This is a genomic window from Solwaraspora sp. WMMA2056 (assembly GCF_030345095.1).
GTDB lineage: Bacteria > Actinomycetota > Actinomycetes > Mycobacteriales > Micromonosporaceae > Micromonospora_E.
Window position 1 is genome coordinate 5,739,096 of the sequence record NZ_CP128360.1, and the last position, 24,030, is coordinate 5,763,125.

Here is a 24,030-nt window from a genome sequence, read left to right on the forward strand (position 1 = left end):
TGTCATCGCCGGGCCGGGTCGGACGCTGTCGGGTCGGGCCGCAGGCCGTGGTAGCCGAACAGGATCAGCGTCAGCATCGTCGAGGCGAACTCCCAGGTGTCCACCGTCAGGCTCGCCCCGGCCAGCCCGCTGAGCAGCGCGATCGGCAGGACCAGCTCGGGCCGGCCGGCCGACGCCCGGGCCAGGCGCACCAGGGCGTAGGCCGTGGCGGCCAGCAGCAGCACCATCACCACCGGACCGAACTGCAACCCGACGTTGAGGAAGTAGTTGTCCACGAACCGCGGCGGCGAGCTGGCCACCCGCGAGTACGAGGCACCACCGGCCGCGCCGATGCCGTCGCCGGCCAGCGGCACCGTCGCCAGCAGGTCACCCCAGACACCGAACCGCTCGAACAGGCTGGCGGTGCCGCCCGCGCCGATCACCACGAACGTCGCCGCGACACCGACCGCGATCGACCCGGCGATCGCGACCGCGAGCAGCCGCCGGGCCCGGGACCGGGTGTACGGCAGCACCAGCGCACCGGTCACGCCGGCCACCACCAGCAGCGCGCCGGAGCGGCTGGTGCTCAACACCAGACACAGCACCGCCGCCGTGGCGGCCACATGCCACAGCACCGACAGTGGCCGGCGTTTCGGGGTCAGCCAGCAGGCCACGTAGCCGAGCAGGTACGCCCCGGCCAGCAGGCCCAGTTCGGCGTTGAACTCGGTCAGGCCGGGCACCCGGAACACCCCGTCGATGTAGCGGACGTTGTGGTGCGGGCTGAACCCCCATTCGACCAGGGTCGCCGGGCCGATCAGCACCTGCGCCACCCCGGCCACCGCGTTCGCGACGACCATCCAGGACAACGCGGTGAGCAGCCGCCGGACCGCGTCCGGGGCGAGCGCGGCGACGATCACGGCGAGCGCCACCGGGATCAGGATCAGCCGCAGACCGGTGACGGTCTGGGCCGTCCCGTGGTGGGCGATACCGATGACGCTCCAGATCACCGCCACCCCGGCGGCGGCCGCGCCGACCGCCACCCACCGCACCGGCAGGTCGCCGCCCCGGCGCAGCACCACCCCGGCGGCCAGGGCGCAGGTGACCACGGCGGCGGCCAGGTTGATCACCCAGGACCGGCCGCCGAACAGCAGCCACGACAGCCCGGACAGGGCCAGCGGGGCGGTGCTCGCGACCAGCACGAACAGCAGCCCGTACTCGTCGATGCGGTCCCAGCGTGACGTCGTGCGCGGCGGTGGTGCGGTGATCATCGCTCCTCGTAGGCGTCGAGTACGGCACTGACGTGGTCGTCCCAGTCCAGTTTTCGGCCGTCGGCGGCCGCCGACGCCGCCATCGCGGCGTACTCGTCGGGCGGCATCGCCGCAGCCCGCCGCAGGGCGACGCGCAGCCCGTCGACGCCGGTGTAGAGCAGCGTCGACGTCCCGGCCGCCATCGGCGGGGGCGCGTGCGCGCCGGCGATCAGCGGCCGGCCGGCCATCAGCGCCTCGGCGCAGGCCAGACCGTACGTCTCGGCCCCCGTACTGGGAAACACCAGCCAGCCGGCCCGGCCGACCGCCGCCCGTTTCGCCGCCTCGTCGAGGTAGCCCAGCGCCCGCACCGACGGACCGGACCGTTCGACACGGGCCCGTAGCGGCCCGTCCCCGGCCACCAGCAGGGTGCCCGGCCCGTCCCAGGCGTCCAGCAGCTGATCGAGGCCCTTGTGTGCACTCAACGCGCCAAGGAAAAGAAAGGTCCGCCGGTCGCCGACCGGCCAGGCCCGCCGGTTCCAGTCGGTCGCCACCGCCAGCGGCACCACCCGGCTGGTCGGCCGCCGGGCACCCGACGCGCCGCGCAGCACCGTGTCACGGACCCGGTCGGTGGCGCACAGCAGCCGCAGCCGCGTGAACCGCCGCAGGATCCACGCCGAGCGGGCCCGCAGCAGCGCGTCCAGCAGCCGCGACCGGCCCACGTTGCGCATCGTGTTGTTCGGGTCCACCACCGCGTGGTCGTGCACGGTGTGCACCGTCGGGTACGCGGCCGCCAGCCGGGCCACCACCGGCACCCCCAGCCCCTGCCAGTTGTGCACGTGCACCACGTCGGGCGCGAACTCCCGCAGGTCCGCCGGCCGCAGACCGGTCGGGTCCAGCAGGTCGCCCAGGTGCACGGCGACATTACCGGGCAGCCGCGCCGACCACCGTGGCCGGTCCGCGGCGGTGAAGACCCGCACCTGGTGGCCCCGGGCGACCAGGCTGGCGGTCAGGTCGTCGATGTAGCGCTCCGCCCCGCCCCGGACCGTGAACGAGGCGTGCACCATCGCGATCCGCATCAGCGCCACAGCCGTTCGACGAGCTCCGCCGTGGCCTGCCGCCAGCTGCGTACCGCCACCGGCCCCGGTTTCCCGACCCGCGTCACCGCCTCGACCCCCGTCGACGCCTCGACCCGCGTCAACGCCTCGACCAGCGCCCCGACCGACCAGTCCCGCATCCGGACCGCCGCCCCGGCGGTCGCCTCGTGCAACGCCGGATCCGGCGAGACGATCGTGGGAACGCCGAGGGCGAGCGCCTCCGCCGCCGGCAGCCCGAACCCTTCGAAATGGCTCGGCATCAGGAACGCGGCGGCACCGGCCACGGTCGCCGCGTAGGCTGCGTCGTCCAACCGGTCCAGGAACACGGTACGGCCGGAATCGTCCCGGAAATGCCGGGTCCCGCCGGTCAGCACCACCAACGTGTACCGGGGCACCGCCCGGACCGCCTCGATCGCCAACTCGACCCCCTTGTGCGGGGCGTGGCCGGCGACCAGCACGTACTCGGCCGGCAGCGGCGGCCCCACCCCGGGCGCGGCCAGGTCACTGCCCGGATGCCAGACCGTCGCCCGGTCACCGGCCACCCCGTAGAGGCCGAGCAGATCATGGCGGGTCCGGTCGCTGACGCACAGCAGCGCCGAGGAGCGGCGCAGCGCCGTCGCGTAGCTGCACCGCCGGTACGCCCGCACCGACCGCGACAGGCCCGCCGGCCAGAGCCGGAACGCCACGTCGTGCACGATCGTCGCCACCGGCAGCCGGGCACCGGCGACCGCGATCGACGGGCTCAGCGACAGAACCCGCCCGGACCGCTGCCGGCGCAGGACGGCGGTCGCGGCGGCGATGGTGCCCGCCCGGCCGCCGGACTGGTGACTCACCACCACCCCGGTGGCCGCCTCGAACCCCGGTGGCGCGGCCACGATCCGCAGGTCGTGATCGGTCGGCCAGTGCCGCACCACCTCCCGCAACATCCGGGTGATCCCACCCGGGCCGACCCCGCTGGCGTCCAGCACCGTCACCCGGCGCTCACCCGACGGCATCGTCGACCCACCTCGTCATCCGCTGCGCGAACCGGGCATGGCTGAACCGGGCCGCCTGCGCCCGGATCCGCGCCCGGTCCAGCCGGGGCACCTCGGCGAGCAGCCCGGCGAGGACCCGCGGGTCGGTCGAGTCGGCCAGCATCCCCGTCTCCCCGTGCACCACCGTCTCCAGTAGACCACCACGGGCCAGCCCCACCACCGGGGTACCGGCGGCCTGCGCCTCGACCGGCACGATGCCGAAATCCTCGTGCGCGGGAAACAGCAGCGCCGCCGCCCCGGCGTACAGCTCGCGCAGCCGCGCCCGCGACGGACGCACCTCGAACCGTACGGCGGACCCGGCCCGCCGACGCAGCTGCGCCTCGGCCGGGCCGGACCCGGCGAGCACCAGCGGCATCCCGGCCTGCTCCGCCACCTCGATCATCAGGTCGAACCGCTTGTACGGAATCCACCGTCCCACGCCGAGCAGGTAGTCCCGGTCACCGTCCGGCCCGGCGCCGAAGAACTCCACGTCCACCGGCGGGTTGACCACGGTCGCGTCGCGGCGCCAGAACCGCCGGATCCGGTCCCGGACCTCCACGGAGTTGGCCGCGTACGCGTGCACGTGCCGCCCACCCCACCGGTCGACCCGACGCAACGCCGCCCGGGGCAGCCCGAGCAGCGGATTCGCCCCCCGACCGTCGAAATCCGGCGACCACACGTACCGGGCCGGGGTGTGCACGTAACTCAGGTGCCGGGTCCGCGCCGGGTCACCGAACTTCACCGTGTGCGCGAACGCGTGACTCGACGAGATCACCACGTCCGGGGCGGGCCGGCCGGCCGTACGCCAGACCAGCGGCATCACCGGCAACGCGAGCGCCTTCGACCGACGCAACGGGGTACGGGCCAGCCACGTCTGCCGCAGCCCGGCCGGGTCGGCGCCCGGCTCGGCCCACAGCACGTGCCGGGAGGCGTGCGGAACCAGGTCGGCGATGGCCAGGAAGACGTTCTCCGAACCGCCGACGGCGCTGAACCACTCGTGCACCACCGCCACCGACCGGTCGGCCAGCAGGTCGGCCATCAACTGTGCCGCTGCCACACCGCGCGCAGCGGCTCCCATTCCCCACCGAGGCTGTCACACAGCACGTCCACGTAGACGGCCGTGTCGGTGTCGTCCGGGCTCCACCACACCCCGCACAATGCCGGGTCCTCGCCGGCGCGCACGGCGTACTCCACGTAGGTGCCGCCGACCCCGGTGACCCCACCCAGTTTGCGGTCCGGCTGGTCGGCACCGGGCAGGACGCTCGACGAGTTCAACGCGATCTGCCGCCGGAAGCTCAGGTCGGCGGCCTTGGCGTCTGCCGAGACATAGGCGACGAAGTGCAGGTACATGCCGCCGTCGCGGCACAGCACATGGGACCGCTGGCCAGGGTCCAACGTCGGACCGTCACTGTCGGTGTCGGCGACACAGTCGCTCATGTCGGCCAGCCACGGCTGCGCCACCGGGAGCAGGTCGTCGGGGAAACTGGCCCGGTTGGCCTCGATCAGCTCGGTGATCGCCGGCGGCTGGGCAGCGACCACCGGCACCGCGTCAGCGGCATCCACAGTGGCCCGGCCGACGAAGAACGCCGCCGTGCCGGCCACCAGGGCACCGACGAGCAGGCCCCCGACCAGGCTGGGCCAGATCCGCCGGGGCGGCGGGGCCGGCAACGGCAGGATCCGGCGCTGCGGCGGCGGCGACGGCTCGATCGGCGGGTACGACGACGCGAAGTAGTCTCCCGTGCCGGGCTGCGCAGGATAGCCGCCGAAGGCCGGCGCGGCGGGATAGCCGCCATCCGCCGGTGGTCCGGCGTAGCCGCCGGTGGTGGGCGCGGCGGGGAACCCACCGGATGCCGGCGCGATGTCGAGGCCGAACTCGTCCCGGCCGTACGGGGCGGCCGCCGCCGGAGACGTGGGCACCGGCGGTCCGGCCTGCGGAGACCACGGACCGGGTGGCGACGACGTCGGCATCGCGCCCGGCTGGGCCGGCTGGACCGGATGTCCAGGTTGACCCGGCTGGACCGGCTGGCCTGCGTGACCCGGCTGGACGGGCTCGCCGGGCCCCTGCCCACCGCCCGGCCACTGCTGCCCTGACCGGGCCGCTTCATCAGTCACGAGCGGCACGATATCAGCCGCCTCGACTCAGGACCGGCACCGCGACCATGGTCACCGGACACACCGGAGGGGTCCGGCCTGCTGGCCGAACCCCTCCGGTGTCCACTGGTGTCAGCTGCAGCCGGACGTGGATCCGCAGCCTTCGCAGACGTAGCAGCTACCCGCCGGGCGCATCTTCGTCCCGCAGGTGAAGCAGAGCGGCGCGTCGGCAGCCTTGCCGATCACCGCCTCCAGCAGCTCCGTCGACGAATGCACCGAGGCCGGCGCCGGGGCGGCGGCGGCCGGCGCGTCCGCCGTACCGCTGACCGGCTCGACTGACGACGGGGCCGGCGCCTCCGGGTGCTTCGGCTCGACCGGCGCGGACACCGCCATCGCCGACAGCTCCGACGCCGCGCTCTCCGCCTCCGCCTCGGCCCGCATCTGCGCGGTCCGCTCGGCGGCGGTGAAGATGCCCAGCTCGGCGCGACGGTCGTAGGGCAGGAAGTCCAACGCCAGGCGACGGAAGATGTAGTCCATCACCGACGCCGCCATCCGCACGTCCGGGTCGTCGGTCATGCCGGCCGGCTCGAAGCGCATGTTGGTGAACTTCGCGACGAAGGTCTCCAGCGGTACGCCGTACTGCAGGCCGATCGAGATGGCCACCGAGAAGGCGTCCATCACCCCGGCCAGCGTGGAACCCTGCTTCGACATCTTCAGGAAGACCTCGCCGAGGCCGTCGTCCGGGTAGGACGACGCGGTCAGGTAGCCCTCGGCACCGCCGACCGAGAACGACACCGTCTCCGACGGGCGCTTCTTCGGCAGCCGCTTGCGCACCGGCCGGTACTCGACGACCTTCTCGACGATCTTCTCGACGGCGGCGGTCTGCTCGGCGGTAGCCGCCTGGGTGGCCTTGTCGCTCTTTGCCACCGACAGCGGCTGACCCACCTTGCAGTTGTCCCGGTAGATCGCCAGCGCCTTGAGGCCCAGCTTCCAGCCCTCGTAGTAGATCTTCTCGACGTCGGCGACGGTCGCCGCCTCCGGCATGTTGACCGTCTTGGAGATCGCCCCGGAGATGAACGGCTGCACCGCCGCCATCATCCGCACGTGCCCCATCGGCGCGATCGACCGCTCCCCCATCGCGCAGTCGAACACCGGGTAGTGCTCGGTCCGCAGACCCGGTGCGTCCACCACGTGACCGTTGTCGGCGATGTGCTCGACGATCGCCTCGACCTGCTCCTCCGGGTAGCCGAGACTACGCAGCGCCCGGGGCACCGTCTGGTTGACGATCTGCATCGAGCCGCCGCCGACCAGCTTCTTGAACTTGACCAGCGCCAGGTCCGGCTCCACCCCGGTGGTGTCGCAGTCCATCATCAGACCGATGGTCCCGGTGGGCGCGAGCACACTTGCCTGCGAATTGCGCCAGCCGTTCTTCTCGCCGAGCTTGTTGCCCATCTCCCACTGCCGAGCCGCTTCGCGGGCCAGGGCGGTTGCCACCGGTCCGGTCGGGCGGATCTCGTCACTGGCGGCGGCGTGCTTGCGCATCACCCGCTTGTGGCCCTCGGCGTTGCGGGCGTAGCCGTCGTAGGCGCCGACGACGCCGGCGAGTTCGGCCGAGCGGCGGTACGCCGTACCGGTCATCACCGACGTGATGGCGGCGGCGTAGGACCGGCCGGCCTCCGAGTCGTACGGCATTCCGGAGGCCATCAGCAGGGCGCCGAGGTTGGCGTAGCCGATGCCGAGCTGCCGGTAGGCCCGGGTGGTCTCACCGATCTTCTCGGTCGGGAAGTCGGCGAAGCAGATGGAGATGTCCATCGCGGTGATGACGAACTCGACGGAGCGGACGAACTTCTCGACCTCGAAGCCGCCGTCGGCTCGCAGGAACTTCATCAGATTCAGCGACGCAAGATTGCACGAAGAATTGTCCAAATGAAGGTATTCCGAGCAGTTCCGGACGACCACGCCGTTGGCGATGTACGAGTGGTTGCGCGGCTCGGACAGGTTGTAGGTGGTCTCGAAACCGTCGAACTCACGGCTGACCAACCTCGCCGTCTGATCCGTGCGGTAGAACCGGTGCTGCTCGAGCCAATGGGCCACCCGCTGGGCCTTGGCCTGGTGGTCGAACCCGATCCGGCTGGCGAACAGGCCGATGTTCTCCCCGCTGATCCGCAGGTCGTAGAGCTGCTTGCCATGGTACTCGCGCTCGTCGCCACTGTTCGTGGTGTACCGGAAGGTGGTGTCACCGGCCTTGCGGGTGGCGTAGATCCGGCTGCCGATGCCGAACCCGCTCAGCAGACGCTGCGCCTCGCGGAGCAGTTCGATCGAGACCGCGCCGAGCCCGACGTAACGGGTGCCGTTGGCGGTTTCGGCGGCGCAGCCGTCCGCGTCGAACAGCCCGCGTAGGAAGGCGGCCTGGATCTCGGGCGGCGCCTCCAGCACCGACGACGGCAGCCGCTTGTCCACGGCGCGGGCGGTGCTCACGCCGAGCCCGGTCAGGAACTCGACGACGGCAGTACGGTTGCTGCGTAGTTGCAGGGTGCCATTGGGCATCTGCACCGGATCGAATCGCAGGCCGACGATGCTCTCCAGCACACTCTGGTGCCGCTCGATGATCGCCTCCGGGTCGGACTGGCTGTAGACCCAGCTGGCACCGGGTCCGTTGCCGCGTACGCCCGGGGTGCCTTCCCGGACTGAGCCGTCGCCGACCAGCCAGCCGAGCAGGTGGGCGAAGTCCTCGGTCCACTTCTCCGGCAGTCGGGACTCGCGTTGCCACTTGGTCGGGACGACGTCGCCGGGTGACACACTGGCGTCCGCGCGCATGCGGAACTCCCAGGACGCGGCGGTCGCCGGGGTGGGCTGGTTGAGCGGCAGGATCTGGTCGTCCGGGGTGAGGTCCTTGGCCTCGACGTACCCCCGGTTGGTGGTCCAGATCCGGTGATTCGGGGTGCAGCGCAGCACCATGCCGTTGCTGAACTCGAGCCGGGTGATCTCGTTCGTCCCGGTGATCATGACCGCTTTGGGACGGGTCAGCACGACCTGGTCGGCGGGGGCATCCGGGTTGGTGGCGTCGTGGGTGTAGACACCGAACGATTCGCCCTGCCGGCTCCGGTCCACGAGTGCGTCGAACCGGATCAGGCCCTTGTCGGTGTGGACCAGGGTGTCGCCAGTGAAGCAAGGATTGGACGCGGTGATGCGTCCGCTCTCCGGGCAGGTGTGCCAGTCGTTGATGGTGTCGTCGTACTGCAGACCCGGGTCGGCGCATTCCCAGGCCGCCTGCGAAATGGTCCCGAACAGCTTCTTGGCGTCGATGGTGTCGATCACCGAGCCGTCGAGCCGACCGCGCAGGTCGAAGCTGCCACCGTCCTCGTACGCCCGCATGAACTCGTCGGAGACCCGGACCGAGTTGTTGGCGTTCTGGTACTGGACGCTGACGATGTCCGCGCCACCGAGGTCCATGTCGAACCCGGCGTCGCGCAACGCCCGGATCTTGTTCTCCTCGCGGGCCTTGGTGAGGACGAACTCCTCGATGTCCGGGTGGTCGACGTCGAGGATGACCATCTTGGCGGCCCGGCGGGTGGCGCCACCGGACTTGATGGTGCCGGCCGAGGCGTCGGCGCCGCGCATGAAGCTGACCGGGCCGGAGGCGGTGCCACCGCTGGAGAGCAACTCCTTGGAGGAGCGGATCCGGGACAGGTTGACGCCGGAGCCGGAGCCACCCTTGAAGATCAGCCCCTCCTCTTTGTACCAATCGAGGATGGAATCCATCGAATCATCCACAGAAAGGATGAAACACGCTGATACCTGCTGCGGGGAGGCCGTGCCGACGTTGAACCAGACCGGCGAGTTGAAGCTGAACACCTGGTGCAGCAGCATCCAGGTCAGCTCGTGCTCGAAGATCTCGGCGTCGGTGCCGGTGGCGAAGTAGCCGTGCTGCTCGCCGGCGGCCCGGTAGGTCTGCACCACCCGGTCGATCAACTGCTTGAGCGACCACTCCCGCTGCGGGGTCCCCACCGCCCCCCGGAAGTACTTGGTGGTGACGATGTTCGCCGCGTTGACGCTCCAGGTCTCCGGGAACTCGACACCACGCTGCTCGAAGTTGATCGAGCCGTCCCGCCAGTTGGTCATCACCACGTCGCGGCGCTGCCAGGTCACCTCGTCGTACGGGTGGACACCCTCGGTGGTCCAGACCCGTTCGACGGTGAGCCCGCCGGTGCCGGCCGCCTTGGCCCGCACCCGACCGTTGCCGTTGGCCGCCGCGCCGGTGCCCGCCTTGCCGTTGGCCCGGGCCGTGCCACTACCACCGCTACCGCCTGTTTTCGCGGTCACACCATCCCCCGCCATCTGATCGCCCCCTCAGGCTCTCGCGCAGCGTCGTGCCACGCGTTCGTTTCCGTCTGTGCTGTCCAGCTTTTTCGCGCCCCGCCCGCGCCGGGTCCGGCGAGGGAGGGCGTACGCCCTGTTGGTGCACGGCCGGTCGCGGCCCGGCAGTCTGCCGGGCCACCTCGGCCCGGTCAGCCGGGCCCGGCTCCGGCCACCACCGGGTCCGCGCCGGCGGCCCGCGCCTGAGCCGCGGCCCGCAGCGTGTCGATCTCGCGCTCGAAGTCGTCGAGGGAGTCGAAGGACCGGTAGACGCTGGCGAACCGCAGGTACGCCACCTCGTCGAGTTCGCGCAGCGGGCCGAGGATCGCCAGACCGACGTCGTGGCTGGGGATCTCGGCGGCGCCCTTGGCGCGGACGGTCTCCTCGACCTTCTGCGCCAGCAGGGCGATGGCGTCGTCGTCCACCGGACGGCCCTGACACGCCTTGCGTACCCCGCCCATGATCTTGGACCGGCTGAACGGTTCGGTGACGCCGCTGCGCTTGACCACGGCCAGGACCGCCTCCTCGACCGTGGTGAACCGCTTGCCGCACTCCGGGCAGGAGCGGCGGCGGCGGATGAGCTGACCGTCGTCGGCCTCACGGGAGTCGACCACGCGCGAGTCGGCGTGCCGGCAGTACGGGCAACGCATGCCGAGGTCCTTTCCGTGGGGCCGGGTGTGGTCGCTACCGGGTGGTCGTCGCCCGCACCGCCACACGGGTACGTGAGGTCCACTCGCTGGGAGCGCCGCTCCCGACGATGAACCCAACCTGTAGACGACTTACGCCCTTGTAACTACTAGATGTTGGGGTCGACGGTATTCCGCAACCGGGGTCCGGTCAAGTTGACCGGCGCACCTCGGCGCGTCGTCACTCTGCCAACACCCGACCACGGCCGAGGGTTACCGGCAGGAGCGTGACAGCACCACCAGGGGCACGTCATTAGAACATGAGTACGATAGAATCACGGTGCGCCGCATCGAACGCCGACACGACACGCCGACGCACCTCGTACAGATGTTTGAACCGGGCCGATTCTCTGACTACGGTCATGGTCAACACCGACGGTACGCCGGCTCAGCGGAATCTGAGGCGGCAGGGGAAGGGACGCACGTGTCGACCGACGACAGGACCGGATCGCCCCGGCAGAGCGCCGGCAAGGGTGCCGCGACGACAGCCAACGCGGGCGCATCGGTGCGTGCGGGGCGCGCCAGCCGGTCGGGCGAGGCACGACTGCGGGCGGTGACCTCGGTGGTCAGTTCCTTCCCCGACCCGGCCACCAGCGAACTGACCGCCCGGCAACGCCGGATCCTGGAGTTCATCCGGACCTGGGTCGACCGGCACGGCTACCCGCCGAGCGTGCGGGAGATCGGCGAGGCCGTCGGCCTGGTCTCCCCGTCGAGCGTGGCGTACCAGCTCAAGGAGTTGGAGCGGAAGGGCTTCCTGCGGCGGGATCCGAACCGGCCACGGGCGGTGGACGTGCGGCCGCCGGCCGAGGTCGCCGACGACGAGGCGGCGCGGGCCTCCCGGCCGGCACCGGCGTACGTGCCGATGCTGGGCCGGATCGCGGCCGGTGGTCCGATCCTGGCGGAGCAGGCGGTGGAGGACGTCTTCCCGTTGCCGCGTGAGCTGGTCGGCGAGGGCGAGGTGTTCATGCTGCAGGTCAAGGGCGACTCGATGATCGACGCCGCGATCTGTGACGGGGACTGGGTCGTGGTGCGTCAGCAGCCGACCGCCGACTCGGGTGAGATCGTCGCGGCGATGATCGACGGCGAGGCCACGGTGAAGACCTACCGGCGACGCGACGGCCACGTGTGGCTGATGCCGCACAACGCGGCGTTCGATCCGATCCCTGGCGACGAAGCGACGATCATGGGTCGGGTCGTGGCGGTGCTGCGCCGGGTCTGACGCCGCCGCGTCACCACGGCAGCCCCGGTCAGCCGGTTGGACGCCCGGCGGCCCGTCAGTCGTCGGGGTGGTCGGCGGCGGGTCGCCCGTAGACTCCGGCGTCCCGCCCGCCGCGGCCACGCTCGGGCGGGCGGCCGCCGGCCCGGGGCTGGTCGTAGCGGTCCGCCGGATAGCCCTCTCCGGGGTAGTCGCCACCGACGTCGCTGCCGCCGGCGGACCGGCCACCGCCGTACACTCCGCCGCCGGGCCGGGCCGGCGGGGGTGGCGGAGCCGGCGTGGCCGCGCCGTAGACCGCGCCCGAGTCGACCACCCCGGCGGCGCGGTAGCCGCCCGATTCCCGACGCGGCGCGGCGGGACCGCCGCCGTAGACGCCGCCGGACGGCTTCTGCCCGCCATAGACACCGCCGCCGCCCCGGGGAGCGGCCCCGGCGACGGGGGGCGGTCCGCCGGCCGCCGGCGGTCGGGCGGCCCCGGCGACAGGCCTGGCAGCGCCGTAGACGCCGCCGGACTTCGCCCCGCCGGCCGCGCCGGTGGGCACCGCACCGCTGCCCAGCGCACCGCTGGCGTACGCGCCGCTGACCAGGTTGTCACTGGCGTACGCCGAATCGCCGTCGTCGTCGCGGTCGGCCCGGACGGTCTCCCGGGCGCCGTTGCGGCGCACCCGGCGGCGGGCCCGGACGATGCCGTAGATGCCGACCCCGACGAGCAGGGCACCGAGTACGCCGACGGACGCGATCAGATAGTTGATGTCCTGAAGGGTGATCCGGTTGAGCCAGGACGGGCCCTCCTGCCCGTCGTCGCCGTCGGCGGCGACCTCGGCGGCGACCTCGGTGCTCGGCGTGTAGCGCAGGATCTCCACCGGGGTGTCCTCGTCGAGCGTGGCGACGTCGGAGACGGTGACGAAGCTGGTGCCGTCCGGGGTGTAGGCGATCGCTTCGCCGAACTCGTCGGCGAGCGCGGTGGCCCGGGGTTCCTCGCCGGTCAGGATGGCGACCAGGTCACCGTCGGCGGGCACGTCCCATTCGAAGGCGTCGGCGTACGTGCGGATGACGACGCGGGTGCCGTCCGGGGAGCGGGCCGCCCCGGTGACGGTGAGCCGCCCAGCGGCGGCGAAGAGGTTGGGCGTGGCGGTACGGGGAAGTTCGAGCTCGCCGACCTTCTCCATCGGCACCGGGTCGTCGTTGTTGCTGCGCAACTGCTCGACCGGCCGGTAGATGCCGGCGGGCCCGGTCTCCTTGGTGATGATCAGCGGGACGCCGTCGGGGCCGATCAGCAGTGCCTCGGCGTCGTGCGGGCCGTCCGGGTAACTCACCCGGTGGATCACCGGCTGGTCGGAGCCGTCCACCGGCAACGACCACAGGGCGATGCGTTCCCGACGTTCGTCGTTGGTCGGGTTGTCGCCGATGTCGGCGATCCAGAGCGTCTGCCCGTCCGGGGAGAGCGCGAGGTCCTCCGGGTCCAGCGGCCGGGACGGGTAGGCGACCGTGTCGTCGACCTCGCAGGACGAGTCGAGAAAGAAGATCCGCTCGTTGCGGTCGACCTCGGTGCCGTCGTTGACGACGACGTAGCCGTCGGCGGTGGCGACCAGACCGGACAGCTCCCGCAGCCGCTCGTCGGTGATCTCGCAGACCCGTTCGCCGGCCGCCGGTGCGCCGGCCGGGTCCTGCGCGGGCAGAGCCAGGGCGGGACCGGCCGGCAGTGCGACGTAGGTCGCGAGCAGCCCGCCGAGGACCGCGGCCGGGGTGAGAAACCGACGCATCCGACGAGTGTCGCACGCCGACCTCAGCGCTGGTGTTACACAGTGATCAATCACTGGACGTCATCAAGAAAGTCACTCATCGTCGGCAAGGAATGGTTGCAGTTCGGCGGCGAGCGCGTCGTCGACCCGGGCGTGCAGCAGCGTACCGGCACCGGTGTGGGCGGTGGCGAGCACCTCGCCGCGGTGGTGCACCCGCGAGACAAGGTCACCCCGGTGGTACGGCAGGACGACGCGGACCTGCACAGACGGACGGGGCAGCCGCTGCTCGATCGCGGCCCGCAGGTCCTCGATCCCCCGGGCCTGCCGGGCGGAGACGAAGACGGCGTCGGGCCACAGCCGCTTGAGCCGCAGCAGCTCCTCTTCGCTGGCGGCGTCGATCTTGTTGACGACCAGCAGCTCGGGGCGACGGTCGGCACCGACCTCGGAGAGCACCTCGCGCACCGCCCGTACCTGCTCCTGCGGATCCGGGTGCGCGCCGTCGACGACGTGCACCACCAGGTCCGCCTCGGCGACCTCCTCGAGGGTGGACCGGAACGCCTCGACGATCTGGTGCGGCAGGTGCCGGACGAAGCCGACGGTGTCGGAGAGCGTGTAGACGCGGCCGTCGGCGGTGTGCGCCCGGCGGGTGGTCGGATCGAGGGTGGCGAACAGGGCGTCCTCGACGAGGACCCCGGCACCGGTGATCCGGTTGAGCAGACTGGACTTGCCGGCGTTGGTGTAGCCGGCGATCGTCACCGCCGGAACGGCGTTGCGGGTACGGCGGGCACGTTTGGTCTCGCGTACCGTCCGCATGCCTTTGATCTCCCGCCGCAGGCGGGCGATCCGGGTCCGGATCCGGCGCCGGTCGGTCTCCAGCTTGGTCTCACCGGGGCCGCGCAGACCCACGCCGCCGCCGGCGCCGCCGCCGCGACCGCTACCACCGGTCTGCCGCGACAGCGTCTCGCCCCAGCCGCGCAGCCGGGGCAGCAGGTACTCCAGCTGGGCCAGCTCGACCTGGGCCTTACCTTCCTTGCTCTTGGCGTGCTGGGCGAAGATGTCCAGGATGAGCGCCGTCCGGTCGATCACCTTGACCTTGACGGACTGTTCCAGGTTGCGCAGTTGCGACGGGGACAACTCACCGTCGCAGATGACGGTGTCCGCCCCGGTGGCCAGCACGACGTCGCCCAGCTCGCCGACTTTTCCGCGACCGACGTAGGTGGCGGGATCGGGGCGGTCGCGGCGCTGGATCAGGCCCTCGAGCACCTGGGAACCGGCGGTCTCGGCGAGCGCGGCCAGCTCGGTGAGCGAGTTCTCCGCGTCGACGACGGTACCGGCGTCCCAGACTCCCACCAGCACCACGCGTTCCAGCCGGAGCTGGCGGTACTCCACCTCGGTGATGTCGGTGAGTTCGGTGGAGAGCCCGGCCACCCGGCGCAGCGCGTGCCGGTCGGCGAGTTCCAGCTCGCCGGCGGTGTCGGCGGTCTCGGGTGCCGCCGCGTCGTCGACGGTCGGCGGGGCGAACGACGGGTGCACGACCTCGTCGGCACGATAAGTACGCAAAAGTTGCCTCCTCAGGTATCGATCGTGACACGCGGGCGGCCGGGACGCACCTACAATTCGCACCCGTCGGCGCTGCCGGTTCCGACCGACAGGGGCTTACCCAGCGGCGACCCGCTGATCCGTGCCGGGCCGTCCATGTGCCGGACCGTCCATGTACCGGACCGTCCATGTACCGGGCCGGGCCGGGGCGGGCGGTCAGGCCGGGTCGCCACGCCGTACGCTTCGCCCGCACCGCCGCCGTGCCGGATCGCGCGCAAGAATGGTCGGGCGGCCCGGCCCGGCCGCACCCACCAACGACGGAGGGAACCCGTGGCGACCACCCGCCTGCCCAGCGCCGGCTTCTCCATCACCATCCGGATCAGCATCCCCGCGGACGCGTCGGCGATCGGCCGGCTGACGACCTGTGTCGGCGAGGCGGGGGCGATCGTGACCGCGCTCGACGTGGTCGACTCCGATCCGGTCAGCGTGGTCGTCGACCTGACCTGTGACACGGCGGACTCGGCGCACGCCGACGACGTGGTCAAGGAGCTGGAGGCACTCGACGGCGTCGAGGTCCGCAAGGTGTCGGACCGGACGTTCCTGCTGCATCTGGGCGGCAAGATCGAGGTGTCGCCGAAGGTGTCGCTGCGCAACCGGGACGAACTGTCCCGGGCGTACACGCCGGGCGTGGCCCGGGTCTGTCTGGCGATCGCCGACAATCCGGCCGACGCCCGCCGGTTGACCATCAAACGGAACACGGTGGCGGTCGTCACCGACGGGTCGGCGGTCCTCGGACTGGGCAACCTCGGCCCGGCCGCGGCGCTGCCGGTGATGGAGGGCAAGGCCGCGCTGTTCAAGCGGTTCGGTGACGTCGACGCGTGGCCGGTGGTGCTCGACACCCAGGATCCGGACGAGATCGTGTCGATCGTCCGGGCGATCGCGCCGGGCTACGGCGGCATCAACCTGGAGGACATCGCCGCGCCGCGCTGCTTCGAGATCGAGTCGAAGCTACGTGAGCTGCTGGACATCCCGGTGTTCCACGACGACCAGCACGGGACCGCGATCTGCGTGCTGGCCGCGCTGACCAACGCGCTGCGGGTGGTCGGCAAGCAGCTCGGCGACGTACGGGTGGTGGTGTCCGGGGCGGGTGCCGCCGGTACGGCGATCATCAAGCTGCTGCTGCGCCAAGGAGTCGGTGACGTCATCGCCTACGACCGTCCCGGTGCGCTGCACCGGGGGCTGTCCGGGCTGAACCCGACCTGGCAGTGGCTGGCCGAGCACACCAACGTCACCGGCTACGCCGGTGACCTGCCCGGCGCGCTGCGGGGCGCCGACGTGTTCATCGGGGTGAGCGCGCCCAACCTGCTGACCGGTGACGACATCGCGACGATGGCCCCCGACTCGATCGTGTTCGCACTGGCGAACCCGGACCCCGAGGTGGACCCGCGCGAGGCCCGCAAGTACGCGGCCGTCGTCGCGACGGGGCGGTCCGACCAGCCGAACCAGATCAACAACGTGCTCGCCTTCCCCGGGGTGTTCCGGGGCATGCTGGACGCCCACGCGGAGTCGTTCACCGACGACATGGCGTTGGCGGCGGCGCGGGCGATCGCGGACGTCGTCGGCGAGGACCGGATCAACCCGACGGTGATCGTGCCGAGCGTCTTCGACCCCCGGGTCGCGCCGGCGGTGGCGGCCGCGGTGCGGGCGGCGGCCCAGCAGGCGGCCGCCGTACCGGCGGCGGCGGTGACCGACGACGGTGCCGGCGGCGGGAGTCCGGTGGCGGCCACCGACGGGGGTCAGGCGACCGGCGGCGGCCCCGCCACGCTGGTGCAGGCCGGGCCGGCGCTGGTCGAGCAGCAGCCGACGACCGCCGCGCACTGACCCCTACGGCGCGGGTCAGCCGACGCCGGTCAGCACCGTACGGCGCGGGTCAGCCGACGCCGGTCAGCACCGTACGGGCGACGTCGGTGAGGTCCGCGACCGTACCGGTCAGCCAGTGCACCCGAGGGTCCCGGCGGAACCAGGTGCGCTGGCGGCGGACGAAGCGCCGGGTCGCCCGCACCGTCTCCGTCCGGGCCTGCGGCTCTTCGTAGACGCCGTCGAGCATCCGGAGCACCTGCTGGTAGCCGAGTGCCCGGCTGGCCGTGCGGCCCTGCCGCAGGCCCTGCCGGACCAGCGCCTCGGTTTCGGCGACCAGGCCGTCGGCCCACATCCGGTCGACCCGGCGGGCGATCCGCTCGTCGAGTTCGTCGGTGGGCAGGTCCACCCCGAGCTGCACCGCGTCGTAGTAGGGCACCGGGTCCGGCAGGGCGGCGGTGAACGGGCGGCCGGTCAGCTCGACCACTTCGAGCGCGCGGACGATCCGCCGACCGTTGCTCGGCGAGATGGCGGCGGCGGCTGCCGGGTCGGCGGCGGCGAGTCGGGCGTGCAGCGGCGCCGGGCCCAGGGTCGCCAGTTCGCTTTCGAGCTGGTCGCGCAGCGCCGGGTCGGTGCCGGGGAAGTCGAACTTCTCCAGGACCGCCCGGACGTACAGGCCGGAGCCGCCGACCAGCAGCGGAAGTCGCCCACGGCGGTGGATGTCGTCGATCGCCGTTCTGGCCAGCCGCTGGTACTCGGCGACGCTGGCGGCCACGGTGACCGGCCAGATGTCCAGCAGGTGGTGGGGCACGCCGGCCCGTTCGTCCGGGGTGAGTTTCGCGGTGCCGATGTCCAGGCCCTGGTAGAGCTGCATCGAGTCGGCGTTGACCACTTCGGCGTCCAGTGCCTGGGCGAGCGCGATGCTCAGCGCGGACTTGCCGGCTGCGGTCGGGCCGACGATTGCCACGACCCGGCCGGCCCGCGCCGTCGGGTCCGGGCCGTGGCCGGGGCGGTCCTGGTCGGTCACGTGTGCTGCCACGAGGCCACAAAGTACGCCACCCCGTAGGGAGCGGCGTACCAGTGCAGTCGGCCCGCCCACCCGGCGGTCGACCCGGCGGCCGCGCCGGCGGTCACCTGCCAGGCCGCGCGGCCGGCGACCCGCAGTTCGGCGGCGACCTGCGGGTCGAGCGCCGCCAACGCGCGGTGGTCGGCACCGGCCAGCGCCGTACCCACCCGGTCGTCGAAGGGTTCGGCACGCTCGTCGTGGTACCCGGGGGCGGCGGCCCCCCGGCACGCCGAGCCGTCCCCCATCACCAGGGCCGCCCAGGCGGTGGGGTCGGCGGCGAGGTGCTGGCCGAACCGGCGGCAGTCGGCCGCCGACGCCTCGTCCGGCACCGCGACCAGCTCGATGGTGTGCCGGCCGCCGTCGAAGCCGTTGCGGGCCAGCAGCCAGGCGGCGACGGTCAGGCTCAGCGGCAACCGGCGACCGGATCGCGCCGCAGCGGACCCGGTCGCCGCAGCGGAACCGGTCGCCGCCCGGGTCGGCCGGGCGGGCAGGTCCACGTCGGCCGGTATGCCGTAGGGCCGGAAGCTGGCCCGCACCGGCGGTCGGTACACCGGCCAGGCCGGCGAGGAGGTCGGGAGCGTCGGGGCCGCATCGGCCGCCGAGGCCGGGGCCTGGGCCGGGCCGGGATCCTGACCGCCGATCACCACGATCCGGTCGACCGGGCAGGCGAGCAGTTCGCGTACGGCGGTGTCGGCGGCGGCGCGCAACGCGTCGAGCTCGCCGGCCGCCCGCCCCGCGCCCTCGGGAACGATCACCGGCGGCTGTGGGCAGAAGGCGGCGTGGATCATCGGCACCGGCCTACGGTAGCCGGGATCCGACATGGCATTGAGCAATCAGACAGTGACTGTCGGTGCCGCAATTCGGCCCGTTCGGGTACGACTGCCGGGTCGACCCCGGACAAGGACACCGTATGGTCACGGTCGGCGACAGGCGCTCGACGCGGACAGGGTTGGACCTGTGACAATGCGCGGGGGAAACTTACCCGCAATCTAACTGCGCCGTGGCGGCGTCCATCGAGAGATCTCGATCTTGTGGCGCCGGGAGAACGAGGATGGGCACATGAGCGACTGGACTTCCTTCGGACGGGTTGATGCGGACGGCACGGTCTACGTCAAGACCTCCGAAGGAGAGCGCGCGGTCGGTTCCTGGCAAGCGGGAGCGCCCGAGGAAGGGCTGGCGCACTTCGCCCGCCGGTTCGCCGATCTGGTGACCGAGGTCGATCTGACGGAGGCCCGGCTACAGTCCGGCGCCGCAGACGCGACGCATTCGCTCAGCACGATCCGGCGATTGCGGGGCTCACTCGCCGAGGCCCACGTGGTCGGCGACCTCGACGCGCTCGCGGAGCGGCTGGACAAGCTCACCGCACTCGCCGAGGAGAAGGCGGCACAGGCCAAGGTGGCCCGCGACGCGGCCCGCGCCGAGGCGTTGGCCCGCAAGACCGCGCTGGTCGAAGAGGCGGAGAAGCTGGCCGCCGAGTCGACCGGCTGGAAGACCGCCGGGGACCGCTTCAAGGAGATCCTCGACGAGTGGAAGACCATCCGGGGCGTCGACAAGAAGGCCGACGGCGAGTTGTGGAAGCGGTTCGCCGCCGCCCGGGACGGGTTCACCCGCCGCCGGGGTGCCCACTTCGCGACCCTCGACTCCCAGCGCAAGCAGGCCCAGACCGCCAAGAGCGAGTTGGTCGCCGAGGCGGAGTCGTTGGCCGAGTCGACCGACTGGGCGGCCACCGCGAACCGGCTCAAGGAGCTGATGGTCCAGTGGAAGGCGGCCCCCCGCGCGTCGAAGGAGGCCGAGCAGAAGCTGTGGGAACGGTTCCGGGCCGCGCAGGACGCCTTCTTCACCCGCCGCAGCGAGGTCTTCTCGGCCCGCGACGCCGAGCAGCGCGCCAACCTGGAGCGCAAGCAGGCGCTGCTGACCGAGTTGGAAGCCATCGACGTCGACGCGGATCCGCGTACCGCGCAGGCGAAGCTGCGCGAGGCGCAGGGCCAGTGGCACGACATCGGGCGGGTACCGCGCGAGTCCCAGGCCGGCCTGGACCGTCGGCTGCGGGCCGTCGAGGACCGGGTACGCGAGGCGATGGACTCGGCCTGGCGACGGACCGAGCCGTCGGCCAACCCGCTGCTGACCCAGATGCGCGAGCAGGTCGCCGAGGCCGAGCAGCGGCTGGCCCGCGCCCGGGCCGCCGGTGACGCGAAGCGGATCCGCGAAGCGGAGAAGGCCCTCGCCGGCAAGCGACAGTTCCTCGCCCTCGCGGAGCAGGCCAGATAGCCCCAGCATCGTCGCCCGTCGACGATCACCGACTCGCTTGACGCCGATCCCCGTTCCCCCTCGAACGGCGGATGCGCCTCGATGCCGTCGGCCGCGATCAACAGCAGCGGCCGACGGCCGGTGCGTCCTGTGCACTGGTCGACGTCGTCGGTTTGCGGACCAGGCAGGCGGATCGTCCCCGCCCGGTCTCCGCTCAACCTCCCTTTGACATCTGTGTAGGTCTATGTTTTGCTAGGAAAGCGCTTCCCCACATCGTCCAACGGGGAAAGCCATCCTTCCATTCCCCATGGCAGGACGCGCCGTCGGCGCTACACAACCGAGCCAACCGGGCTGGCTCCTTCCCACCGGCAACGCACCCGCCTATGCGTAAGGAGATCCCACAATGCACGTAGTACGGCGCCCCACCGCGCTGATCACCAGTGCGATCGCGGCTGTTGCCCTGACCGGGGCAGCCACGGTCGTCAGCGCAACCACCGCCCACGCCGCCACCGGTTGCCGAGTAGACTACTCGGTCGCCTCCCAATGGCAGGGTGGCTTCACCGGCAACGTCGTCCTCACCAATCTCGGCGACTCGATGTCGTCCTGGTCACTGCAGTGGACCTTCAACTCGGGCCAGCAGATCACTCAGGCGTGGAACGCCGAAATCTCGCAGAGCGGAAGCTCGGTCACCGCCCGCAACGTGAGCTACAACGGCAACCTCGCCTCGAACGCAAGCGTTTCGTTCGGCTTCAACGGCTCGTGGAACTCGTCGAACCCGGTGCCGAGCAACTTCAGTCTGAACGGGGTGGCCTGCAACGGTGGCACCAGTCCGACCACCCCACCGCCCAACCCGACCACCCCACCGCCCAACCCGACCACCCCACCACCCGGACAGACGCCGACCGGCCTGGTTGGCTGGGCCACTCAGAACGGTGGCACCACTGGCGGCGGCAACGCCTCCCCGACCACCGTCACCAGCTCGTCGGCGTTGTCCTCGGCGATCAGCGGATCCGGCTCCGCCGTCATCCGCGTCTCCGGCACGATCTCCTGCTCCGGCATGCTGAACGTCGGTAGCAACAAGACGATCGTCGGCATCGGCTCCTCGGCCACGATCTCCGGCTGCGGATTCAACATCAGCAACCAACGGAACGTGATCATCCGCAACATCAACTTCCGCAACTGGAACGACGACGCCATCAACGTCCAGACCGAATCCACCAACGTCTGGGTCGACCACAACAGCTTCACCAACGGGTACGACGGAGCCGTGGACATCAAGCGCGGTTCCGACTACATCACGGTGTCGTGGAACCGCGTCTTCAACCACGGCAAGTCGATGCTGCTCGGCCACTCGGACAACAACGCCAGCCAGGACCGCGGTCATTTGCGGGTGACCTACCACCACAACTGGTTCGACGGCTCCGGTTCCCGGCACCCGCGGGTCCGCTTCGGCAACCCGGTGCACGTGTTCAACAACTACTACTACGACAACGACTACGGCGTCGCCTCCACCATGGGTGCCGGCGTGCTCGTCGAGGGCAACTACTTCGAGAACGTCGACGACCCGACCCACGTGGGCTACGCCAGCTCGGGCCCGGGCACGCTCGTCGCCCGCAACAACCACTTTGTCAACTCCGGCACCCCGGAAACCTCCGGGAGCGTGGCGAGCATCCCGTACTCGTACTCGCTGACCAGCGCCAGCCAGGTCAAGTCCGTCGTCACGAACGGCGCCGGCACCGGAAAGATCGGTCTCTGACCCGATGACGTCCGCCTCCCGGCCGCATCGTGCGGCCGGGAGGCGGCGCGTCCGCCGTCGGACATCAGGCGGAGGCTTTCAGGCGACGGGCTCAGCGGTCGCAGGCCGAGGCGGTGACCGGGGCCGGCGGCGGTGCACCGATCGTCGGCAGACCCAGCAGCACGCCACCGGCGGTACGCGGCGCACGGCCCGCTTCGTACGCGTCACCGGCCCGGGTCCGGCGGTGCGCGACCGGCTCGCCGTCGGCGTTGAGGTGATGCGGCGCGGCGTAGCTGACCACGGTCTCGACGATGTCGCCGGGACGGATCAGGCCGGCGAGTGAACCGGCGTCGAAGTGCACCAGTCGACCGTCCCGGGCCCGCCCGGAGTGCCGGCCGGTGCGCTCGTCCTTGCGTCCCTCGCCGACCGCGACGAGGACCTCCACGCGTTGGCCGACCAGCCGGCGGTTCTCCGCCCAGGTGATCTCCTCCAGGCAGGCGATCAGTCGCTCGTACCGCTGCTGCACCACTGCCTTCGGCAACTGGTCGGGCAGCGCCGCCGCCGGCGTACCGGGGCGTTTCGAGTACTGGAAGGTGAACGCCGAGGCGAACCGGGCGGCCCGGACCACCTCGAGGGTTCGCTCGAAGTCCTCCTCGGTCTCCCCGGGGAACCCGACGATGATGTCCGTGGTGATCGCCGCGTCCGGCATCGCGGCGCGGACCTTGTCGATGATGCCGAGGTAGCGGTCGGCGCGGTACGACCGGCGCATCGCCCGCAGCACCGCGTCGGATCCGGACTGCAGCGGCATGTGCAGCGAATGGCAGACGTTGGCGGTCTCGGCCATCGCGGCGATCACGTCGTCGGTGAAGTCCTTCGGGTGCGGGCTGGTGAACCGGACCCGTTCCAGCCCGTCGACCTCGCCGCAGGCGCGCAGCAGTTTGCCGAACGCGAACCGGTCGCCGAACTCCACACCGTAGGAGTTGACGTTCTGCCCGAGCAGCGTCACCTCCAGCACGCCCTCGGCGACCAGCGCCCGCACCTCGGCGAGAACGTCGCCGGGGCGGCGGTCCTTCTCCCGGCCACGCAGCGACGGCACGATGCAGAAGGTGCAGGTGTTGTTGCAGCCGACCGAGATGGACACCCAGCCGGCGTAGGTCGACTCCCGACGCGCCGGCAGGGTGGAGGGGAAGACCTCCAGGGATTCGAGGATCTCCACCTCGGCGGTGGCGTTGTGCCGGGCCCGGTCGAGCAGCGCCGGCAGGGCGCCGATGTTGTGCGTACCGAAGACGACGTCGACCCAGGGGGCGCGGCGGACGATCTCGCTGCGGTCCTTCTGCGCCAGGCAGCCGCCGACGGCGATCTGCATCTGCGGGTGCGCGTCCTTGACCGGCCGCAGATGGCCGAGGTTTCCGTACAGCCGGTTGTCGGCGTTCTCCCGCACCGCGCAGGTGTTGAAGACGACGACGTCTGGGTCGTCGGACTCCCCCGCCCGGACGTAGCCGGCCGATTCCAGCAGGCCGGAGATCCGTTCGGAGTCGTGCACGTTCATCTGGCAACCGTAGGTGCGCACCTGGTAGGTACGCGGGTGGCGGGCGTGTGCTGCGCTGGTAGTCATGACAGGGGACAGCGTAGCCGCCGCCGCGGCACCGGTGTCACGCTCAGGCGGCCGCCCGGGCCGGCACCACCGAGTCCGGTCCCCAGCGGGACGCGCCGCAGGACACGCCGTTGTGACAGCCGGGGTCGACGAGGCTGCACGGGCGCAGGTTGCTGCGCTGGTCGCCGTAGCTGGTCGGCTCGATGTCCAGGTGCACCGGGCGCATCGTGCCGTCCGGCGAGATCAGCAGGTGCCGGCTGGGGTCGAGGGTGTCGTCGGGCAGCACACAGCGCCGGCGTACCCGGCGGGCGAACGCGGCGAGCACCCGGGTTTCGGACAGTTCCGCCGGGGCGGCGTAGCAGTCGACCGTCACCGGGAACTCCCCGGCGCCCTGCCAGACGTCGCAGAGCACCGCGTCGTCGGGGAACTGGTCCGCGACGGCGTCACTGAGCGCGACCACCGGCCGGCCCAGTACGGCCGTGAGGCCGGCTCGAATCTGACCGGGGGTGAGCGGCCCGTCAACGGACCAGTTCCACAGCGCGGCGCGAAACGGTGCAATCGCCATACGA

General features: G+C 71.7%; 16 protein-coding genes and 2 pseudogenes. 4 read left to right on the forward strand and 14 right to left on the reverse strand.

All coding sequences use genetic code 11. From position 1 onward, the window contains the following. Positions 1–2: 2 nt before the first annotated feature. The 8 genes and pseudogenes from O7608_RS25985 to nrdR all read right to left on the reverse strand — a co-directional run bounded on the left by O7608_RS25985 (position 3) and on the right by nrdR (position 10,430). The gene (locus O7608_RS25985) at positions 3–1,247 is read right to left on the reverse strand and encodes an O-antigen ligase family protein (protein ID WP_289207067.1); all 1,245 of its coding nucleotides are present in this window, start codon (positions 1,245–1,247) and stop codon (positions 3–5) included. Further along, a complete protein-coding gene (locus O7608_RS25990; protein ID WP_289207068.1) occupies positions 1,244–2,302 on the reverse strand; it encodes a glycosyltransferase in 1,059 nt (352 codons plus the stop codon). Before O7608_RS25990 ends, O7608_RS25985 begins: the two co-directional genes overlap by 4 nt. Next, complete coding sequence (locus O7608_RS25995; protein ID WP_289207069.1) at positions 2,302–3,315, reverse strand: glycosyltransferase; 1,014 nt, start codon at positions 3,313–3,315, stop codon at positions 2,302–2,304. Before O7608_RS25995 ends, O7608_RS25990 begins: the two co-directional genes overlap by 1 nt. Then, entirely contained in the window at positions 3,302–4,390 is a 1,089-nt protein-coding gene (locus O7608_RS26000; RefSeq protein ID WP_289207070.1) for a glycosyltransferase, read from the reverse strand. The genes O7608_RS25995 and O7608_RS26000 overlap by 14 nt, the downstream gene beginning before the upstream one ends. Beyond that, complete coding sequence (locus O7608_RS26005; protein WP_289207071.1) at positions 4,372–5,250, reverse strand: hypothetical protein; 879 nt, start codon at positions 5,248–5,250, stop codon at positions 4,372–4,374. The genes O7608_RS26000 and O7608_RS26005 overlap by 19 nt, the downstream gene beginning before the upstream one ends. A gap of 306 nt (positions 5,251–5,556) precedes the next feature. Next, positions 5,557–9,294 carry a vitamin B12-dependent ribonucleotide reductase gene (locus tag O7608_RS26010; RefSeq protein ID WP_353850583.1) on the reverse strand — a complete coding sequence of 1,246 codons (3,738 nt, stop codon included), beginning with the start codon at positions 9,292–9,294 and terminating at the stop codon, positions 5,557–5,559. Next, positions 9,292–9,762, reverse strand: a pseudogene (locus O7608_RS32035) (hypothetical protein); the annotation flags it as partial. The gene O7608_RS26010 and the pseudogene O7608_RS32035, both read right to left, overlap by 3 nt. Positions 9,763–9,932: 170 nt before the next feature. Then, entirely contained in the window at positions 9,933–10,430 is a 498-nt protein-coding gene (gene nrdR, locus O7608_RS26015; RefSeq protein ID WP_289207072.1) for a transcriptional regulator NrdR, read from the reverse strand. Positions 10,431–10,890: 460 nt separating this feature from the next. Between nrdR and lexA the strand changes: the two genes are divergently transcribed. Further along, positions 10,891–11,685 carry a transcriptional repressor LexA gene (gene lexA, locus O7608_RS26020; protein ID WP_421357183.1) on the forward strand — a complete coding sequence of 265 codons (795 nt, stop codon included), beginning with the start codon at positions 10,891–10,893 and terminating at the stop codon, positions 11,683–11,685. 55 nt (positions 11,686–11,740) lie between these two features. Here the strand turns inward: lexA and O7608_RS26025 are convergent, their stop codons facing one another. Beyond that, positions 11,741–13,444 (reverse strand): hypothetical protein, encoded by a 1,704-nt coding sequence (locus tag O7608_RS26025; RefSeq protein ID WP_289207073.1) that lies wholly within the window; start codon positions 13,442–13,444, stop codon positions 11,741–11,743. Positions 13,445–13,516: 72 nt separating this feature from the next. Beyond that, positions 13,517–14,956 carry a GTPase HflX gene (gene hflX, locus O7608_RS26030; protein ID WP_289211039.1) on the reverse strand — a complete coding sequence of 480 codons (1,440 nt, stop codon included), beginning with the start codon at positions 14,954–14,956 and terminating at the stop codon, positions 13,517–13,519. Positions 14,957–15,292: 336 nt separating this feature from the next. Here hflX and O7608_RS26035 point away from each other — a divergent pair. Then, positions 15,293–16,717: pseudogene (locus O7608_RS26035) on the forward strand (NAD-dependent malic enzyme); the annotation flags it as partial. A gap of 175 nt (positions 16,718–16,892) precedes the next feature. Here O7608_RS26035 and miaA read toward each other — a convergent pair. After that, the gene (gene miaA, locus O7608_RS26040) at positions 16,893–17,858 is read right to left on the reverse strand and encodes a tRNA (adenosine(37)-N6)-dimethylallyltransferase MiaA (protein ID WP_289207074.1); all 966 of its coding nucleotides are present in this window, start codon (positions 17,856–17,858) and stop codon (positions 16,893–16,895) included. Next, positions 17,843–18,673 carry a class III extradiol ring-cleavage dioxygenase family protein gene (locus O7608_RS26045; protein WP_289211040.1) on the reverse strand — a complete coding sequence of 277 codons (831 nt, stop codon included), beginning with the start codon at positions 18,671–18,673 and terminating at the stop codon, positions 17,843–17,845. Before O7608_RS26045 ends, miaA begins: the two co-directional genes overlap by 16 nt. Positions 18,674–18,944: 271 nt before the next feature. Between O7608_RS26045 and O7608_RS26050 the strand changes: the two genes are divergently transcribed. Beyond that, positions 18,945–20,153, forward strand: coding sequence for a DUF349 domain-containing protein (locus tag O7608_RS26050; RefSeq protein WP_289207075.1), 1,209 nt, complete (start codon positions 18,945–18,947; stop codon positions 20,151–20,153). Between the two features lie 382 nt (positions 20,154–20,535). Then, the gene (locus O7608_RS26055) at positions 20,536–21,888 is read left to right on the forward strand and encodes a pectate lyase family protein (protein WP_289207076.1); all 1,353 of its coding nucleotides are present in this window, start codon (positions 20,536–20,538) and stop codon (positions 21,886–21,888) included. Between the two features lie 91 nt (positions 21,889–21,979). Here the strand turns inward: O7608_RS26055 and miaB are convergent, their stop codons facing one another. Continuing rightward, positions 21,980–23,482, reverse strand: a complete 1,503-nt coding sequence (gene miaB, locus O7608_RS26060; RefSeq protein ID WP_289207077.1) for a tRNA (N6-isopentenyl adenosine(37)-C2)-methylthiotransferase MiaB — start codon at positions 23,480–23,482, stop codon at positions 21,980–21,982. Between the two features lie 43 nt (positions 23,483–23,525). Beyond that, on the reverse strand, positions 23,526–24,026 hold the full coding sequence (locus tag O7608_RS26065) for a hypothetical protein (protein WP_289207078.1): 501 nt from the start codon (positions 24,024–24,026) through the stop codon (positions 23,526–23,528). Between the last annotated feature and the right edge of the window lie 4 nt (positions 24,027–24,030).